This is a genomic window from Clostridium sp. D33t1_170424_F3, assembly GCF_015667585.1.
Taxonomy (GTDB): Bacteria; Bacillota; Clostridia; order Oscillospirales; family Acutalibacteraceae; genus Anaeromassilibacillus.
This window is the reverse complement of record NZ_JADPEG010000002.1, coordinates 118235-137137: the sequence shown is the minus strand read 5'-3', so window position 1 is coordinate 137137 and position 18903 is coordinate 118235. Positions and strand designations below refer to the sequence as shown.

At 52.2% G+C, this 18903-nt stretch carries 9 protein-coding genes; 7 read left to right on the top strand and 2 right to left on the bottom strand.

The annotated features are described in order from the left end of the window. Window positions 1-101: 101 nt before the first annotated feature. The 3 genes from I4V53_RS01990 (at window position 102) to I4V53_RS01980 (ending at window position 12780) form a co-directional block, all read left to right on the top strand. Window positions 102-5318 (top strand): glycoside hydrolase family 3 C-terminal domain-containing protein, encoded by a 5217-nt coding sequence (locus tag I4V53_RS01990; protein WP_195983735.1) that lies wholly within the window; start codon window positions 102-104, stop codon window positions 5316-5318. A gap of 202 nt (window positions 5319-5520) precedes the next feature. Next, window positions 5521-5871 carry a helix-turn-helix domain-containing protein gene (locus I4V53_RS01985; RefSeq protein WP_195983734.1) on the top strand — a complete coding sequence of 117 codons (351 nt, stop codon included), beginning with the start codon at window positions 5521-5523 and terminating at the stop codon, window positions 5869-5871. Between the two features lie 321 nt (window positions 5872-6192). Then, a complete protein-coding gene (locus I4V53_RS01980; RefSeq protein WP_195983733.1) occupies window positions 6193-12780 on the top strand; it encodes an Ig-like domain-containing protein in 6588 nt (2195 codons plus the stop codon). Between the two features lie 225 nt (window positions 12781-13005). Here the strand turns inward: I4V53_RS01980 and sigK are convergent, their stop codons facing one another. Beyond that, window positions 13006-13701, bottom strand: a complete 696-nt coding sequence (gene sigK, locus I4V53_RS01975) for an RNA polymerase sporulation sigma factor SigK (protein WP_050698864.1) — start codon at window positions 13699-13701, stop codon at window positions 13006-13008. 369 nt (window positions 13702-14070) lie between these two features. Here sigK and I4V53_RS01970 point away from each other — a divergent pair, with 369 nt between their 5' ends. Then, complete coding sequence (locus I4V53_RS01970) at window positions 14071-14901, top strand: Cof-type HAD-IIB family hydrolase (protein ID WP_195983732.1); 831 nt, start codon at window positions 14071-14073, stop codon at window positions 14899-14901. Window positions 14902-15094: 193 nt separating this feature from the next. On the opposite strand, the gene I4V53_RS01965 is transcribed toward I4V53_RS01970, so the two are convergent. Further along, window positions 15095-16684 (bottom strand): ABC-F family ATP-binding cassette domain-containing protein, encoded by a 1590-nt coding sequence (locus tag I4V53_RS01965; RefSeq protein ID WP_195983731.1) that lies wholly within the window; start codon window positions 16682-16684, stop codon window positions 15095-15097. Window positions 16685-16912: 228 nt separating this feature from the next. On the opposite strand from I4V53_RS01965, the gene I4V53_RS01960 reads away from it, so the two are divergent. Genes I4V53_RS01960 through I4V53_RS01950 form a run of 3 tightly spaced genes read left to right on the top strand, consistent with a single transcriptional unit; the run spans window position 16913 to window position 18838 of the window. Then, window positions 16913-17296 (top strand): metal-dependent transcriptional regulator, encoded by a 384-nt coding sequence (locus tag I4V53_RS01960; RefSeq protein ID WP_195983730.1) that lies wholly within the window; start codon window positions 16913-16915, stop codon window positions 17294-17296. A gap of 11 nt (window positions 17297-17307) precedes the next feature. Further along, entirely contained in the window at window positions 17308-18225 is a 918-nt protein-coding gene (locus I4V53_RS01955; protein ID WP_195983729.1) for a CFI-box-CTERM domain-containing protein, read from the top strand. A 22-nt stretch (window positions 18226-18247) separates the two neighbouring features. Then, on the top strand, window positions 18248-18838 hold the full coding sequence (locus I4V53_RS01950) for an HD domain-containing protein (protein ID WP_195983728.1): 591 nt from the start codon (window positions 18248-18250) through the stop codon (window positions 18836-18838). The last annotated feature ends 65 nt before the right edge of the window (window positions 18839-18903 follow it).

The following is an 18903-nucleotide window of genomic DNA, read 5'->3' as shown; positions in this document are numbered from 1 at the left end:
TTTCCATAATAATACAACTGGTAAGAAGGAGGGAGGGGCAAAATACAGAATCGGGCAAATGACTGGAATAAGGAGTTTATGAAACGAACGGGGGTTTAAAAATGAGTTTGAGAAGAAAAGGCGCAGCCAAGAAAATTCTGGCGGTCGCTCTGACCATGAGCATGGTCTTTGGGACCATGCCTGCAGCGACGATTGCCAGTGCGAAGTATTCACCGGGCAATCCGGAACTGGCGCGTCAGGCGGCCAGCGAAGGTATGGTACTGCTGCAGAATAAGAACGACGGCCTGCCGATTCCGCAGGGCGGTTCGGTGGCGCTGTTCGGGCAGGGACAGATTGATTACGTGAAGGGCGGCTGGGGTTCCGGCGACACAAGCGTGGATTATCTGGTCAATATTCTGCAGGGAATGCAGAATAAAGAAAAAGAAGGCAAGATTATCCTGAACAAAACGTTGGTTGACGCTTATACAGCAAACAAAGAGTTGACGCTTACCGCCGATATGGCCAACACAGCAGCAGCCGAGTCTGATACGGCGGTTGTAGTCATCAGCCGCAATTCGGGTGAAGGCTCTGACAGAACCGCTGGAAAGGGAGATTATCTCTTAAGTGATACCGAATCCAAAATGCTGGACTTGGTCTGCGCGGCAGGCTTTGAGCATGTTGCTGTGGTTCTGAACATTGGCGGTATTATCGATACCAAGTGGATCACAGAGCGTCCTGAGATCGACTCCGTTCTGATCGGCTGGCAGGCCGGTATGGAAGGTGGCAACGCCATCGCGGACGTACTTTGCGGAGACGTCAACCCCTCTGGCAAACTGACGGATACCTGGGCTAAAAATTACGAGGATTATCCGTCTTCCAATAACTTCAGTAATAACGCATATGTCAACTATGAAGAGGATGTCTTTGTAGGATACCGTTATTTTGAAACCTTTGATAAAGAGTATGAGAAGGTCAACTATCCGTTTGGTTACGGCCTTTCCTATACTACATTTGATATGACCGATGTAAAGGTCACGTACGATGAAGAAAATATCAATGTGGAAGCAACGATCACCAATACCGGTGATGTGGCAGGTAAAGAAGTGGCGCAGGTCTATTTCAGCGCGCCGCAGATGGGTACCGGAACCGCTGTTTTGGGTAAGCCCGCGAAAGAGCTGGCGGCTTATGCAAAAACAGGGCTTTTGGAGCCGGACACTTCCGAGACTCTGAAAATGTCTTTTGCAATCGAAGATATGTCCAGTTATGACGATACCGGTATCACCGGCCATAAATCTGCTTATGTGATGGAAGCCGGCGACTACGACGTTTACGTGGGCAATTCCATTAAGGAAGCCGGCGAAAAGGGCGTGCGCGGCACCTATACGGTAGAGGAAACGTATGTAACAGAGCAGCTCTCTGAGCAGGCGGCTCCGAAGCGGCTTCCGAAACGTCTTTTGGCGGACGGCAGCTATGAGGATATGCGCAGCGAGGTCGTCAAAAAGATTTCCGCCACAGCGCCGACAAAGGTGGAGGCGGAAGACTATGAATCCGCACATACCAGTGTCCGTGTGGAATCTTTCAGCGGTGGTTCCTGTGTTGCTTATATGGACAGCGCGGAAGATCATCGTTGGGTTTCCTATAGCCTTAACGTTGAGGAAGCCGGCGTATATTCCGTTCAGCTTCGTATGGCAAACGGTTATGCAGATATCAAAGATATGGTTACGGTAGAAGTAGAAGGCCGCAATCAGGGCATTGTCATCGATATGCCGCAAACCGGTGATGGCAGTGGGAAGACCGAATGGTACAACTTTATTGATCTGGAACCGTTTGAGATAAAGCTTCCCAAAGGCGCCTGTACGTTAAAGCTGACCTGTAAGGGAACAAAGTTTGGTAATTTCGATAATATGACCTTCAATATGGTGAAACCGGAAGAAGGCTTTGCAATCTCCGCAACCGAAGTTTCCCGTGTAGAGGCAGAGCAGTTCTTTGGCGCGGCGGGCAACGTCCGAATTGAAAACTGTGTGCCCAACCATCCGCTGGGTTATGTGCCGCAGCCGGGTGACGAAGAAATCAGTACATTGGCCTACATGAACTATGAAGGCAACTGGGTAACGTATTACCTCAATGTGGAAGAAGAAGGCGAATACGACGTTTCCTTCAGCATGTCCAACGGCCGCGTTGAGATTCCGGATATGATGCGTGTTTACGTGGACGGCAAGCTGCAGCAGGGCGTCAATTTTAGTCTTCCGCAGACCGGCGACGGCGACGGCAAGAGCGAGTGGTATAATTTTGAGACCTTTGGACCGATCCAGGTGAATCTGCCAAAGGGGCTCTGTGAATTCAAACTTGTTTCCACCGGATTGTTCGGCAATGTCGATTATATGGATTTCTCCAAAGCAGAAGCTGAGGAGCCCGCTGCGGCAGCCTTCCGTGCTTCCTCTGCGGCACGCGGTACGGCTGCGGGCAGCCGTGCGGTTTCTTCCGCAAAAGCGGCTGATGAGGAACCGACGGATAAAATTATGCTGATCGACGTCTATCATGGGACGGCGACTATGGACGATTTTATCGCGCAGCTCTCCAACGAAGACCTGGCGTATTTGTCCCAGGGGCATCCCGGCGTTGCGACAGGTATCATCGGCGGACTGGACGAGTATGGCATTCCGGCGGCGCAGACCACCGACGGACCGGCCGGCATTCGTTCCGGTACAGCCACCGCATGGCCGTGCTCTACGAACCTGGCCAGCGCGTGGGATGTTGAGCTAGCACAGAAGGTTGGTAAAGGCGTGGCAACGGAAGCGTTGGAAAAGAAGCTGGATATCTGGCTTGCACCCGGCATGAACATCCACCGCAATCCGCTGTGCGGCCGTAACTTCGAGTATTACTCCGAAGATCCGCTGCTCACCGGTAAAACGGCGGCCGCTATCACCGAAGGTGTGCAGGGCGAAGGCGTTTCCATTACGCTCAAGCACTTTGTAGCAAATAACAAGGAAAACAACCGAAACGGAAGCGACAGCAGGATGTCCGAGCGCGCCCTGCGTGAAATCTATATGAAGGGCTTTGAAATCGCGGTAAAGGAAGCGGACCCGTGGTGCATCATGTCCTCCTACAACTATGTAAACGGAACGGAAGTTTCCGAAAACTACGATATCCTGACCAATATTCTCCGCGGCGAGTGGGGATTCAAGGGTATGGTCATGTCCGACTGGGGCAATGACAGCACCCATTGGAAAGAGGTCAAAGCGGGCGACGACGTCAAGATGCCGAATGGAAGCTCCGACAGCATCCTGACCGCTCTGGAAAACGGCGATCTGACCCGTGCGGAGCTGGAACGCAATATTGCCCGTACGCTGGAAATGATCATGAAGACCCCTGTTATGGATCGTGAAATCGTCAATCCGCCCACGCCGACCTATGTGCCCATCAGCGCAACGGAAGAGACGACCGTTAAAGCAATCGATTACTTCAAAGCCCTCGGTATTGGCGAAGAAGCCTGCGAGGACGAAGGCGGCGGTACCAATCCGACCCATACGGACAAGGGCAACTGGATGAAGTACTACTTTGATATTGAGGCTCCCGGCACCTATGATTTCTATACCAGAGTGGCGGTCAGCACCGATGGCGGATTTGACCTCCGTCTGGACGGCAAGAGCATCGGCGGCGTTTCCAGTATGGCTCCTACCGGCGGCTGGCAGAACTGGACCACCTTGGAGCCGTTTGAAATCACGCTTCCCGCCGGACGCCACGAGCTGCAGTTCTATTGCACGGTTACCGGCTTTAATGTCAACTGGTTTAAATTCGTACCCAAAGTGCTGGAGGATGTTTCCTACACAGTCAACTATGCCGGCAGAGATGCTTCCCTGTTGGTGAACGGCGAAGAGCAGAAGTTTGCGGATAACATCAGCCGCTACGACGGTATTGCAAAGCACGGTGAAACCGTAGCGCTCAGCTTTATTCCGCGCGTGGACGGCAGGGAATTCAGCAAAATCCTGCTGAACGGCGAACCCGTTGCAGTAAAGGACCCGATGCGCTTTGACTATGAGTACACAGCGGATTACCAAAACAATACATTGAATTTCTCTTACACCCTGCTGAACAAATCTACCCTGCGCACCGTACTTGCCATCGCGGAGGAATGCCTCACGACCGACGAGTATAAGGAAGCGGTTCCGGCGGTGCAGAAGGCCCTGACCAGCGCCATCGCGGCGGCGGCGGCCCTGCTGGATAATCCGGAAGCGACACAGGCGGAGCTGAATGACGCAAGCTTCAAGATGATTGATGCCATCCAGATGCTCAGCTTCAAGGCCGGAGATAAGACCTATTTGACCTATCTGATCGGTATTTCCGAAGACATTGATACGGAAGGCTCCCTGCCTGGCGATATCGAGGCATTTGAGAATGCCCTGGAAGCGGCAAAACTCGTTGTTGCGGACGAAAACGCTCTTGTAGAAGAAGTAGAAGACGCGGCAACCACGCTTTACGACGCCATGATCGCTCTGTTGAATAAGGTGGATAAGACCTACCTGAACTCCGTGGTGGTCGAGGCAATGGCCATTGCGGAAGAAATTGAAGCGGGCGCGTTCCTGCCGGATAATCAGGAGGCGTTCCAGGCGGCGCTGACAGAGGCGAAAAAAGTCATGGACGATGATGAAGCGACCCAGAGCAAGGTCAACGCAGCAGCGAAGAAACTGGCGGACGCAATGGCGCAGCTGCGCAGAGTGCCCAACAAAACGGCTCTGGAAACCCTGATTGCGGACGTAGAGAATATGGACCTCAGCAAATATGAGGCTTCCGGCGTCAATGCGCTCCTGAGCGAAATCAAAGCGATTAAGAACTTCCTGAATACAGATCTCGACGCAGAAGACCAGCCCGAAATCGACGCGAAGGCAGCAAAGATTAACGACCTGCTTGATGCGTTGGTTGAAAAGGGCAAGGACAACAACAGCCATGGCAGCTCCGGCGGCAGTTCCGGAAATAAGGGCGGTTCCTCCGGTAAGGTTTCCGGCGATGGAACAGCTGTAGTTGCACCGACGGCCCCGATCGTAACGAATGGAACGACTGTGGCAAAGGCCGCTTCCGTCGTTTCCGACACCACTCTCCCGTTCTCCGTTAAGAGAGGCGCGGCGTACTGCTTCAAGATGACGGTTGTCAATGGAAGCGATACAATGCCGAGCTTCACTGTCGGCAACGGCAATGCATTCAAGACCCAGTTTGTCGCCAAGATCGGCAATGCGTATTATTTCCGCATCTGGGCAGTGGGCAAGCCCGGTGAATCCACAGGCGTCTACACGCAGATGCCGAACGAAGCGCCGCAGAAGCATTGTGTTGTCACCGTCGCTTGATAACGGATAGAATCCGGTGAGAAAACAGCGATAGAAAAGTTGATTAAAAGCCATGCAGGGCGTCCGGTTCCATTGGTATGGGGCCGGACGCCTCTTTTTCAGCAGCCATTTTCCCCTTTACCAGTCCCGGTTCAATGGGATTCGGATTGAATTTCCATCAAAAGTATGGTATGATAAAGCCAGTTAAAGGATGGTGGAGAGGATGGAAGTAGGTCAGCGAATTAAGGCGCTGCGGACCTCCCGCGGCCTGACGCAGGAAGAACTGGGACGGCTGCTGGGCGTAAAGAAGGCGGCGGTTCAAAAGTATGAAAACGGCAGTGTGGAGAACCTGAAACGGGCCACGATTGCGAAGCTGGCGGAGGTTTTTGAGGTGACGCCCTCCTATCTGATGGGATGGGAAGAAAAAACGGAAGGGCTGGCGCCGCAGATTGACGGCGTATACCTGAACCTTGCCAAAACGGCGCAGGACTTGGAGCTGGACCCGGAGGACGTGGAACTGATCATGCAGACCGTTGCGCAATTAAAAAAACGGGGCAGCCGGAGTAAGGGCTGAAACAATAAAAAAAGCAGTTTGGAAAAATCATGAAAAGATTTTTTCAAACTGCTTTTTATTTTGCCGTTTAAGTGAGTGGATAAACATGTAATTATGCAAAATAAAATACTTCCATTATATAGCAATAGTATAAAAAAGAATTAATAACATGGATAATTTATATATACTATGTTGGTAAATTATATTTAAATATATAATAAGCGGAGCTGAAAGGGAGATAATCGATCTCCCTTTTAGATATAAAATGGGGAGGAAGGAGGTTCAATTGCATAAAATCTCGGAAGAATGAAGGACAGTTAAGAGTTGAAAAGGAGTGATTTTATGAAAACACGGCTGGGCAAAAAGCTCGCCGCAGCGGTATTGGCGTGTACCATGCTGTTCTCGGCAGGGCCGATTGGCGCGGTCGCGCAGGCACAAGCGTTTGAACCGGTGGATACGTTCTTCACGGTCGACAAGGAAACCAACGGTTCGTTCAACGGTGTATATGGTTTGGATGGCTATACGCTGCCCGCCTACGACGGTACGGGTACCAGCAACCGGACGCCGCGGGACAATTATCCCGACTATGTGGAAGGGGTTACCTATTCTTACTTTGCGCGCCATGGCACATGGCTGAAGAGCGGCGCGCCGGACGTATCCAAGATCGCGGTAGAAGGCGAAGAGAAACGTCTGGGTTACATTTTTGACGATGAAAAGATAGTTATGCATGTGGACGTCAACGACGAGGAAATGCATACTATTACAATTTATGCGGCGGAGGGCCAGGACCGCGAGCAGAGCTATCAGATTTTTGAGGCTGGCACGGACCGCGCACTTTCCGATAAAGTAACCATTTCGAACTTTATCAATGGCCAGTATGCTTCCGCGGAATTCTGCGGGGATGTCGACGTGGTTATTTTGAATGAGAATATTAAAGAACTGGTCACAAACGTCGTGATCAGCGGCGTCTTCTTTGACACACTGGCCTATGACGATGTGCCGGTGCGCAAAGTTACCGTCAGCGCGCCAAATGGACAGACTTCGTTTGACGAGTCGGACTTCCCAATCCAGATGAGTGCTTCCGTTGCGCCGTCCTATGCGGCCAACAAAGAGGTTTCCTGGTCTGTGGAGGCCATGCAGGCCGAAAACGAAGGAAAAGCTGCAATTGACGAGACCGGCCTGCTGAGTGTCGAAGCGCCGGGCAATTACAACGTGATTGCGACAGCGAAGGACGGCACCGAAATCAGCGGCAGCTGCGTGCTCAGCGTGGTTGAGGGCGAAGCTTCCGAATGGACGGTCGACGAGACAACGATGGGTGACTGGACCGGCACTTACGGCGGGGACGGATATGTGCTGAACGCTTGGAATACCGGTTCCGTCGACGTGGAGAAGCTGCCCTATTATGTGGACGGCATTACTTACGGCGTGGAAGACCGCAATGGCAACTACACCGCGAAAACCGGCACGGCGGCAACACTGCCGTATGGCCTCGTTAATCCAGACGACGAAACGGGCGCCCGCAAAATTTCCTACCGTTTTGACGACAAGTGCCTGACGGTGCGCATCCGTGTAAATGATACGGATACGCATACCCTCACGTTCTACGCACTGGCAGAAAATGAAAACGGCAGAGCGGTCAGCTACCAGCTTTTCCAGCCGGGAACGGATATTCCGATATCCAAAAAGACGGAAATCGGCACCATCTCCAAGGGCAAATATGTGACCATTCCGTTCAGCGGCTCTGTTGACGTCAAAGTCAATAATGAAAATTACAGCCCGGTTAAAACGAACGCGGTGGTCAACGGTATCTTCTTTGACAGCGACTACGGCGAAGTGGTCCCGGTTAAACGGTTGGTTATTGCGCCGGAGGACGGCGAAACCATCCGCCAGGAGCTAGGCTCCGTGCAAATGAAGGCGACCGTCTATCCGATCATTGCGACGGACAAGTCCATCATCTGGTCTGTGCAGTCCGATGATCCGGATGTGGCGACTATTGACGCGGACGGCTTGCTGACGATTTTAAAGAGCGGCTCATTTAAGGTGGTGGCAACCGCGAACGGCGGCGAAAACATTACGGCGGAAGTCGGTTTTACCAGCCTGGGAGACGTCGCGGTTCCGGAAAAGACGGAAATTGTAAAGCTGGGCGATACATTCGCCATGATTCAGAACGACCTGGTCCGCGTTGTATATGATGAGTTGACCGGCCGCTATTCAGTTTATGAGCAGGAAAGCGGCTTGCCGTATGTGCTCAACGCCTATACACAGGTCAATGACGACAAGAGCACCAACGGGTATGTATTCCGTATGGAAGACGTAACGGAGAACGGCTTTGCGGGCAAAACCATGCGTATGATCGGTGAAAAAGACGGCGTAAACAGCATCGTGCTGGATATCACGCTGGAAGACGGTAGCGGCGATATCATCCTGACCGCCGGTATGGTCAACAACACCAGCGCGGGCGTCAAGCTGATGCAGATGTACCCGATCATTGCCAATTATGCCGGCAGCGGTGGTATTTTTGTTGGCCCCGACCCGGCCGAAGACCATACGATTCTGACCGGCGAAGGCAACTGGACTGTGCCGCGCGTTGTGAACGGCGCGACGGCAACCTCCAAGAACAATACCATGCTCTCCTACCGGAACGACCCGGAGAAGGAAAGCTTCCTCATCGGCGGCCTGACCACCTATGAGTTCCAGAACACCATCGACACCGCGTACAACGCGGGCCTGTCCCTGGAAAACAACGGCAGAAAGAGCGTGGATGCGAAAATCCGCATTTTTGACAATACGGGCAAGCTGGTCGACGCCGGACAGCTCTATATGGGCGACAAGGCGCTGATCAACTTTACAGAAAAGAACCCCTACGATTCCCTGGACGCCTATGCGACCAAGCAGGCGGATGCGATGGAGGTCGATCTGATCGACTTTGACCCGTATTACTATGAGTGCCTCTGGTATGTCAACTGGCTGACCCCGGGTTCCAATAACGCGGACTTCGCGGTACAGGAGGTCAAGGATCTCGTGGACCGCGGCATGGCAAATTATGCGATCCCGAACCTGCGCGTGGAGCCGGATACCTATGTGAACCCGAACGAGCAGCTCTGGTGGGACGATGCGCACTGGAAGCAGTTTGGCCATATGACGGATTCCTATCCGACCATTAAAGACTGGAACAAGGCGATGAACAATGCCGGCGGCGAGGGCGGCCTTTATATGCAGGCTTCCTATCGTTCCGACGACTACTGCGAGCAGTATCCGGAGCACATGCTTAACAACGATGCGTTGGAAGGGCCCGACTACACCGATCCGGATTTCATTGCCCATATGGCGGATGTGTACGCCAACATCAAGGACGCGGGCATTCGCTCTCTGTTCTTTGATTATGCGGGACAGTACCATGGCAAGAGCGGCGGCTATCTGCTGGATAAGACCGGCGGCTTTGAGGACCCGTATGCGACGACGGTATCCGCATACCGCAATATTTTTGCGCTGCCGAAGAAGTATGTCGGACCCGATATGCGCGTGTCCGAAAACTCCTGGGAGCACAGCGGCTCCGACTTGGCGATCGGCCTGATCGATATTCAGCGCACCATCGGCGATACCAACCAGTTCTCCCCGGAAATCGCCCGCACGGCGATGTACCAGTGGTACCGCCACAGAAAAACCAAGCTCCTCTATTCCGACGTTAAGGTCTTTGAGGACAACGATCTCGACCTGCGCCGCGCGCAGATCACCGGCACCGCGTTCCTGTTTGGAAAAATGACCATCGGTGAGAGCGTTACCCGTATGGATGATCAGAAAATCAAGGATATCGGCCGCTCTGTTCCATTCCCGATTGACGGCATTTCCGCCCGCCCGGTCGGACTGTTCGAATGCGGCACAAACATTCCGGAGTACTTTGATTACAAATTTGATTCCGAATATGACGACCATATCCTGATGTTCTGGAACCAAAGCAGCCAGACCAAGACCATGCAGGCGGATCTGGGCAAAGATACCGCGTTCGGCGGCGTCGGTCTTGACCCGGAAAAAGAATACGAGGTTTGGGACTTCTGGAACTGGGATTACATCGGCAAATATCAGGGCAGCGAGATCCTGAGCCAGCGCGTCAGAAAGAACGAAATGCGTACTATGGCCGTCCGCGAAGTCCGTGACGACCCGTACCTGCTTTCCACCAACCGACATGTCCTGCAGGGCGCGTTTGACGCGAAGAACATTGCATACGATGCGGCCAGCAAGACCATGACCGGTACGTTTGAGGTAGTCGGCAACGATACCTACAAGGCGATCATCCCGCTGGACGGCCACGAGCTGATTGCAAAGGATCTGAAGGTCGACAATGAAAATGTAACGGCGAGCTTTGTACACAGCGCGTTTGGCAATTATGTGGAATTGATCATGGACGCTGCGGAAAACCAGACGGTCAACTGGACGCTGACCTTTGAGGAAGGCTCTGTAGAGCCCGATACCGAGGCGCCGGCAGACGTAACAGGTCTGAAGGCTTCTGCGGATTACGACGGCCTGGTCTCTTTGACCTGGCAGCCGTCCACGGACGACAGCGGCTTTGTGCGCTACAACGTTTACGGTTCCGACAAGGCGGACTTTGTACCGTCCGAAGATACTCTGATTGTCACTATAAATGAAACCTCCTTTGTGGACGAAATCGTCCGTGACGGAAACTATTACTTCGCAGTCGCAGCGACGGATGCGTCCGGCAATGTCGGCGGCGCGGCATGCGTCCGCACCCAGTCCGTACCGGAGGCGATCCCGATCAGCAAAATGACTGCTACAGCGGGAGATGCAAACTCCACCAGTGAAGCGGCCTCCAAGGTTTTGGATAACGATCCAAGCACCATGTGGCATACCAACTGGAGCGGCGTTTCCAGAGATAAGCAGTGGATCGATATTAAGTTCAATGCACCGACCGTCGTCAACACCTACCGGTATCTGCCGAGATCCGGCGCGGGCAATGGTACCATTAAGCAGTTTGAACTGCTTGCCAGCAAGGACAATGGCGCGACCTATGAAAAGATTGCTTCCGGCGAGTGGAAGGCAGAGGACGGCTGGAAGGAAGTCCATTTCCCGGCTACAACCGTAACCAACCTCAAGCTGATGTCCATCACCTCCGTCGGCAACTATTCTTCCGCGGCGGAAATCCGCGCATATAATACGCCGGATATGACAGAAATCGTCATGCGTGATGCAGCGCTTACCCTGGATGTAGATGACAGCTATACGCTTCTGGCGGATATCTATCCGACGAATTTGAGCGAAACGGCACTTACATGGATCTCCTCTGCTCCGGATGTGGCGGCAGTGGACGAAAATGGCGTGGTCACCGCGCTGAAGGAAGGCATAGCAGTTGTTACAGCGAGCGTTCCGGGTACGGAATTCCAGGCAAGCTGTGAAGTAACGGTCGGCACGCCGATTCCGGAAGAGCATACCATCACGGTCCGTTACACAAAGAACGCGAGCCTGTCCATCGACGGCGAGGTGCAGAAGCTGGCAAATCTGCTTGGCAAGTATGAAACAAAGGTACTGGCTGGGACAACGCTTACGCTGGACTTTACACCGTTTGTAGAGGGCAGAAGCTTCGCAGGTGTTACCGTCAATGGCGAGGCAGTGGAATTTGACACAGACGCTTATACGTATACCATCGATATGCCGAACAAGGCGGTTGAAGTAGACCTCAGCTTTGAAGCAGTCGATAAGAGCATTTTGGGTGCAACGATCTCTTATGCGGAATCCTGTGCGGAAGAAGCGGCGCAGGCCGTTCCGGTGGTAAAAGCAAAGTATGAGAAGGCGCTCAAACAAGCCGAAGAAGTTTATGAACAAAAGACCGCCACCCAGAAGGAAATCAATGATGCGTGGGGCGAGCTGCTTGATGCACTGCATCTCCTCAGTTTCCAGCCGGGCGACAAGACCGCGCTGCAGGGTCTGATCGACATTGCCAAGGCGGTTGATCCGGAACTGTACACGGAAGCCAGTATGGAAAAAATTGCGGCGGCAGTTGTAATGGCGGAAGAGGTCATTGCAGATGAAAACGCAATGGACGATTCTATCCAGGAGGCTTACGACGCGCTGATGAAAGCCCTGGATGAACGGCAGATGAAGGCGGATCTGAGCGAGCTGGAGAAGATGATCCAGCAGGCAAAGGACATTATTGCAAACAGAGACAGCTACATCGACAGCGGCTTTAACAAGCTGCAGGAAGCGCTGGATGCGGCGGAAGAAATGACCGCAGAGAATACGCAGAAGGAAGTCGATGCGGCGGTCAAGACGTTGACAGAGGCAGTTGCAAACATGCGTCTGAAGGCGGATAAATCGAAGCTGGCAGAGCTGATTGCGGAGATGGAAAAGGTCGATACCTCCCGCTACACGGCAAGCAGCGTCCGCGTGTTCCTGGATGCCCTCAAGGATGCAAAGAATGCGTTGGCAAATGAGAAGCTCAGTGAAGACGATCAGCCATTTGTGAACGAGAAGTGCAACCGTTTGCAGGCCGCGAACGCGCAGTTGGAGCGCAAGGGCAGCGGCGGAAGCAGCGGTTCTTCCTCCGGCAATAAGAACACCTCCAATTCCGGAAAGACCTCCGGAGAAGGCACGCTGGTTGCCGTTACTACTCCGGGCGTCGTTGCAGGCGGCACGACAGTTGCACAGGCGGCGTCGGTTATTTCCGATACAACGCTGCCGTTTATCCTCAAGAGAGGAAGTGCGTATTGCTTCAAGATGACCGTTGTCAACGGCAACAACCTTGTTCCGAACTTCACGGTCGGCAACAGCGGCGTTTTGAAGACACAGTTTGTCGCGAAGATTGGCAACGATTATTATTACAGAGTGTGGGCAGTCGGCGCACCTGGCACAAGCACCGGCGTCTATACCCAACTGCCCAACAATGTACCGCAAAAGCATTGTATTGTCACAATTGCCTAAAATGGACTTTGCTGGAAGCGGAGACCCCGGATCAGGTGGCACAGAACCGCTGTGTGGTTACCGTGGGCTGATCTGAAACAGCACTAAAAAGTGAACCAACTGAGAGTCCCCCGGCCATTTGGCCGGGGGACTCCGTTATTTTAGAGAGGAGGGAAGGAAGAGAGTGGTCGTGCAGGTCTTGTTAAGTGGTCGTTTGCAGTAACTGCCATCTGTAAATTCTGGCAGTCATTTGCTGGGCTTGTCGAATTTCTTTTTTAAAGCAAGCAGCGCTTTCTTTTCAATCCGGGAAACATAGGAACGTGAAATTTTTAATTTTGACGCTACCTCGCGCTGGGTCAGCGGAAGGTCGCCGTTGAGTCCGTAGCGAAGCTCGATGATGGTTTGTTCGCGGGGCGAAAGAGTTTCCAATATGTACCGTTTCAGCTGTTCAGATTTGATTTTCCAATCCAGGTTGTCAACGATGTTGTCCTCCGTTGCCATAACGTCCATCAGCGTCAAAGCGTTGCCGTCCTTATCGGTGTCAATCGGTTCGTTCATAGAAACATCCTGCGCGCTCTTTTTGGAGGCACGGAAAAACATCAGCACTTCGTTTTCAATGCAACGCGCGGCGTAACTGGAAAGACGGATTCCCTTGGAGTTGTCAAACGTGTTGACTGCTTTGATCAGGCCGATGGTACCGATGGAAATCAGGTCGTCCTGATCGTTTGTGTTTGAGTAGTATTTTTTAATGATATGTGCAACCAGCCGCAAATTGTGCTCAATCAGTTCGTTGCGGGCTGTCTGATCCCCGTTTTGCAGGCGTTCCAGACAGTCTTTCTCTTCTTCTGCGGTGAGCGGTCTTGGGAAAGAACCGGCTCCGGTGACATGCAGAACCCAAAAAATCAGTCCGGAGAGCGCACAGGAGAGCAGAGCCGTCAGCATAGAATCGCCCCTATCCAATTTGTATTAAGGAGGCATTATATCAACAATCAGTATATAACCGGCTTGTAAATAGGCTAAATAGCCGTGTGTTGTGATGCCGCCTTTTGTCATACCTCTATTCTATGGACAGAATGCTTGTTTGTTGCCAGTCCGTTTGGGGAAATAATGAGTCCGCAAAACAGCGTCCCTGTTGGTCATTCTTCCAAAATTTTTCTGTGTGGTAAAAATCAACAGTTTTTTCGCCGGAGAAAGAAGAAAATCTGGGAACAGGGGATGATGCTAATTGATCCGCCGCAATTAAATCTTTTTTGTGGTTGCGTATACTATAGACGTTATCTGAATTTGAGAAAAGAGAAGGAGTGGCAGAAATTGGCGATTCGGTTGGTGGCTCTGGATATGGACGGCACGATACTTCTGGACGATCATCTGACGGTTACCCCGGCGGTACGGCAGGCAATCTGTGCAGCGGCGAAAAAGGGGGTACAGGTGGTTCCCGCTACGGGGCGGGTGTTTTCCATGCTGCCGGACGTGTTTCTGCGGATGGACGAAGTCCGTTATGTGATCAATTCCAACGGTGCGTCGGTGCGCGATATGCGGGAAGATAAAGTGATTTATCAAAAGTGTATCCCGGTTGAAACTGCTGCAAACATTTTAGATATGCTGGAGCCCTACGGCTTGTTGATACAGTTCTATTGCGAGGGAAACATTTATACGGAAAAACGTCTGATGAAGCATGTGGATGAACTGCCCTTTTCAAAAGCGTTCATTACAGAAATTCGAAAGACACAACATGAGGTGGACAGCCTGCGCACATTCATACAGGAGCATCCGGACGGCATTGAAAAATGCAACCTGGCGCACGTGCCGTCTCCACTGCGTGAAGAGCTCTGGAAGACATTTGACGCCATTCCGGAGCTTGCCGTTGTCTCATCCGCGGGCAGCAATTTGGAGTTAAACCACAGGGATGCAAGTAAAGGTGACGCGCTGCGCCACCTTTGTGAGCAGCTGCGCATCGCTCCGGAGGAGGTGATGGCGGTGGGCGACAGCGGCAACGATATTGAAATGCTGCGGTTCGCCGGATGTTCTGTCGCCATGGGGAACAGTACGCCGGATGCAATGGAAGCCGCCAGATACCGGACCACTTCCAATCAGGACGACGGCGTGGCGTTGGCGATTCAAAAGTATATTTTGGAGGGCTAAAAAAGAGGTTGATTATACAAAGATACACAGGCGGACAGCCCCAAATGATATGAAAAAGCCCGTACAATCCAAATGAAAAATGGATTGTACGGGCTTTTTGTAAGACAGTTAAGAGAACTTGTTCTCTTAACTGTCACATGAATGAACGTAAAATCTGCGCTTGTATGGAAATTGCTGGGAGATGCTGCATATATCAGGAGTTTGTATACTCAATGTATTCATCGTAGGTGCCCATGCGGTCGATGACGCCGTCTTCAGTGATTTCAATGATGCGGTTTGCGATGGTTTGAATAAATTGATGGTCATGCGAAGCAAACAGTACAATCCCCTTAAAATCGATCAGGCCGTTGTTGACCGCCGTAATGGATTCCAGATCCAGGTGGTTGGTGGGCTGATCCAGCACCAATGCGTTGGAACCGAACATCATCATACGGGAGAGCATACAGCGCACCTTCTCGCCGCCGGACAGCACATTGACAGGCTTTTGCACGTCGTCACCGGAAAAGAGCATTTTGCCGAGGAAGCTGCGCAGATAGGTTTCCGTGGTATCCTGCGCGTATTGCTCCAGCCATTTGATAATGCTGAGATCGCAGCCGTTGAAATAGGCGGAGTTGTCCTGCGGGAAGTAGGATTGCGTTGTGGATACGCCCCATTTAAAATAACCTTCGTCGGGCTCCAGCTCCTCCATCAGGATTTTAAACAGCGTGGTCAGGGCAATATCGCTCTTAGCCAGGAATGCAATTTTATCGCCTTTATTGACGCGGAAACGCACGTTGTTTAATACCTTTACGCCATCCACGGTTTTGGAAAGGCCTTCGACCTCCAGAATTTCTTTGCCGGGCTCGCGGTCCATTACAAAACCCACATAGGGATAGCGGCGGCTGGAAGCCGGCATTTCCTCCACGGTAATTTTGTCCAACAGCTTTTTGCGGGAAGTTGCCTGCTTGGACTTACTTTTGTTGGCGGAGAAGCGCTGAATAAAGGCCTGCAGTTCCTTGATTTTTTCCTCCGCCTTTTTGTTCTGATCGCGCATGACGCGCTGCATCAACTGGCTGGACTCATACCAGAAATCGTAGTTGCCTACATAGAGCTTAATTTTATTGTAGTCAATGTCCACGATATGGGTACACACGTTATTCAGGAAATGCCGGTCATGGGAAACGACGATCACGGTTCCGATGTAGTCCGCAAGAAAATCCTCCAGCCAGGAAATGGATTTCACATCCAGGTCGTTCGTCGGCTCGTCCAGCAGAATAATATCGGGCTGCCCGAACAGAGCCTGCGCCAGCAAAACTTTGACCTTTTCGCTGCCGGTGAGAGAATCCATTTGCGAATACAGGGTCATATTGTCTACGCCGAGGCCCTGTAAAAGTTTCCCGGCTTCCGTTTCTGCTTCCCAGCCGTTCAGCTCCGCGAACTCCGCTTCCAGTTCCGCCGCGAGGTCGCCGTCCGCGTCGGAGAAATCCTCTTTTTCATACAGGGCGTCCTTTTGTTTGAGAACCTCATATAAGCGCGGATTGCCCATCAGGATGGTTTCAAATGCGGTATATGCGTCGTAGGCATGGTGGTCCTGTTTCAGGACGGACATGCGCAACTTTGGGTCAATGACAACATCACCCTTGCTGGGCTCCAGCTCCCCGGAGAGAATTTTTAAAAAAGTAGATTTTCCCGCGCCGTTGGCGCCGATGACGCCATAGCAGTTGCCTGCCGTAAACAGCAGGTTGACGTGGGAAAACAGCGGCTGGCCGCTGAAGCTCAGGCCAAGATCGGAAACGGTAATCATGTGTTTTTCTCCTTTATCTGTCCGTTTGGTAGTTTTGTTATTTATTATACTATTTGTATATAAAGGGCTGCGGAAAAGCGAACTTTCCTGCAAACGCCTTTTATTTTACCATAAAGCGCGCGTTTAAAATATAGCGAAAAAGATGAAGGAACGGAATCTCTCTTGTTATTTTTGAGGAAAACTGCTACAATTAAAAAGATACAATCACAATGACACAGGAGGTGTCTTATGAAAATTCAGGAATCAGGCGAGAATTACCTGGAAACCATTTTAATTTTAAAGAATCGGAACGGATTTGTGCGCTCTGTGGATATAGCCAACGAGCTTAATTTTACAAAGGCGAGCGTCAGCCGCGCCATGAGTATTCTCCGCAAGGCGGAGTTGATCGTCATGGAGAAAAACGGAAATATTGTTTTAACGGAGGCGGGGGTGAAAAAGGCCGGCGCCGTATACGAGCGCCATACAACGCTTTCCCGGTTTTTGCAGCTTGCGCTGGATGTCTGTGCGGAAACCGCCGCACAGGACGCCTGCCGGATGGAGCATATCCTCAGTGAGGAGACGTTCGACAAGATCAAGGAATATGTGCAGGCGCGTCAAAGCGATTGCGAATAGAGGTGCGGAAAATGCGTTTTATTACGGCGGAATGTCCCCACTGCGGCAAGGTGCTGCAGCTGCCGGACGATGCGGAGCAGGTTGTCTGCATGTACTGTGCAAAGCCGATTGATGTATCTTCGGTTTTAAAAGGACGGGACGGATCGGAGCAGGATGAAGAGCTGTTTGTCTATTGGATGGGAGAGGCCAAGCGTTTGATGGACGGCGATCTAATTGCGTTCCGCGCGGATATGCGGCAGTTTACGGCGGAAAAATATCCGCCGGCCTTCGAATCTTACACGGTCCGGCTTGCGCCGGTCATCAACACGTACTGTAAGGCGGCGGAAAACGGTCCCATGGACCGCGCGGCGGCGGAGTTCAGCGAATTTTTAATGGGTAAATATTTGGAGCACTTTCAAAAAGAGGGCGTAAAAAAGAACGACTCCAAATTTTTTGACTACCGCTATACGGTCGTTGCGTTCCTGATTCCAGGGATGCTGGAGAGCAGGCACAAGGCGGCGGACGTTCTGGCGGATCACTTTTTGGAGCGCTGGAACAAGGAGTATCCCAAGAACCCGCTGGGGAAAGCGGACTTTGCCGGCATCAGCCGCGGCTTTAAAAAGAAGCTGTGCTTCATTACCACGGCGGTCTGCGAATCCCTTGGCAAGGGAGACGATTGTGCGGAACTGAACGCGTTCCGCGCATTCCGCGACCATTGGCTGCTGGCGCAGCCGGAAGGGGAACGGAAAATCCGAGAATATTATCTGTTTGCGCCCATGATTGTAGAGCGAATTGAGAGGGACCCGGAAAGAGAAGCGATTTACCGCTGCATCTGGCGGGAGGATCTGGAGCCCTGTCTCAAAGCTCTGGAGGCGAACCGAATGGAAGATTGTGCGCAACGCTACGAAGCGATGGTTGGACGGCTGGAACAGCGTTTTCTGCCGTGCTGAATCGAAAGGAGTGCATCTGAAAATGGATACAGGCAGATTGGAACGGCAGCTGCGATTTTTGGTGGAGGTCGACAAGATGAAAAGCGTTTACCGGCGCACGATTCTGATCGATAAAACCCGCCGGGAATCGGATGCGGAGCACTCCTGGCATTTTGCCCTGATGGCGATGCTGCTGTTGGAATATGCGCCGGAAAACGTCAGCTGTGAACATGTGATGCGTATGGCATTGGTGCATGATCTGGTGGAGGTCTATGCAGGCGATACCTTTGCTTATGATGAACAGGGGTATCTGGATAAGGAACAGCGCGAACGGGAAGCGGCGGACCGGTTGTTTGCTCTGTTGCCGGCAGATCAGGCGGCGGAGCTCCGCGCACTGTGGGAGGAATTTGACCGGGCGGAGACGCCGGACGCGCAGTTTGCCGCGGCAATCGACCGGCTCCAGCCCTTCCTCAACAACTATTTGACGCAGGGGCATACCTGGGCATTGGGCGATGTAAAGAGCGAGCAGGTTTATAAACGAATGGACATGATCCGCATTGGTATGCCGGAAGTATGGCCGTTTGTGGACCGGATGATTCAGGAGAGTATTGAAAAAGGCTATTTGCAGGAATAAGAGTGGAAGTAACGAATGGGCTGCCAGCTTTTTACGCTGGCAGCCCACTTTTGCAATATGATAAG

Bases quoted from the DNA above. Each gene is read 5' to 3' on its own strand.
- I4V53_RS01985 (WP_195983734.1), top strand. From the start codon at position 5,521: ATGGAAGTAGGTCAGCGAATTAAGGCGCTGCGGACCTCCCGCGGCCTG.
- I4V53_RS01950 (WP_195983728.1), top strand. From the start codon at position 18,248: ATGGATACAGGCAGATTGGAACGGCAGCTGCGATTTTTGGTGGAGGTC.
- I4V53_RS01980 (WP_195983733.1), top strand. From the start codon at position 6,193: ATGAAAACACGGCTGGGCAAAAAGCTCGCCGCAGCGGTATTGGCGTGT.
- I4V53_RS01955 (WP_195983729.1), top strand. From the start codon at position 17,308: ATGCGTTTTATTACGGCGGAATGTCCCCACTGCGGCAAGGTGCTGCAG.
- sigK (WP_050698864.1), bottom strand. From the start codon at position 13,701: ATGCTGACGGCTCTGCTCTCCTGTGCGCTCTCCGGACTGATTTTTTGG.
- I4V53_RS01960 (WP_195983730.1), top strand. From the start codon at position 16,913: ATGAAAATTCAGGAATCAGGCGAGAATTACCTGGAAACCATTTTAATT.
- I4V53_RS01965 (WP_195983731.1), bottom strand. From the start codon at position 16,684: ATGATTACCGTTTCCGATCTTGGCCTGAGCTTCAGCGGCCAGCCGCTG.
- I4V53_RS01990 (WP_195983735.1), top strand. From the start codon at position 102: ATGAGTTTGAGAAGAAAAGGCGCAGCCAAGAAAATTCTGGCGGTCGCT.